Source organism: Sinorhizobium sp. P24N7, assembly GCF_042436655.1.
GTDB lineage: Bacteria > Pseudomonadota > Alphaproteobacteria > Rhizobiales > Rhizobiaceae > Sinorhizobium > Sinorhizobium meliloti_A.
Genome location: NZ_JBHMIW010000161.1, coordinates 1 through 381, shown reverse-complemented (window position 1 = coordinate 381; position 381 = coordinate 1). Strand labels below are relative to the sequence as shown.

1 protein-coding gene is annotated in these 381 nt (G+C 64.0%); it reads left to right on the top strand.

Annotation, left to right across the window (positions count from 1 at the left end; all coding sequences use genetic code 11):
* Window positions 1-381 (top strand): ABC transporter permease (locus ACFHWW_RS34440; protein WP_379943879.1); only part of this gene is annotated, 381 nt, incomplete at both ends.

Genomic DNA, 381 nt, shown 5'->3' with positions numbered 1-381 from the left:
CTACCAGCCCTTCATCGACGCACTGAACGTCAGCATCCAGGTGGCGATCGGCGCGACGCTGCTCTCCTGCGTGATCGGCGTGCCGGCCTGCCTCTATCTCGCCCGCTCCCGTTCGGCCTGGACGAGCGCGGTCATGACCTTCCTGCTGTCGCCGCTCTCCATGCCGATGATCGTCATCGGCTTCGCCTCGCTGTTCTTCCTTTCCTGGCTCGGCATCGGCATCTCCTTCACGGCCCTGCTCATCACCCACATGGTTGTCTGCCTGCCCTACGTCATCCGCACAGTCGCGGGCGTCTATGCCGGCATCCCGACATCCTATGAAGAGGCGGCCGCCATTCTCGGCGCGAACCCGCTCCGAGTATTTTGGCACGTAACGCTGCC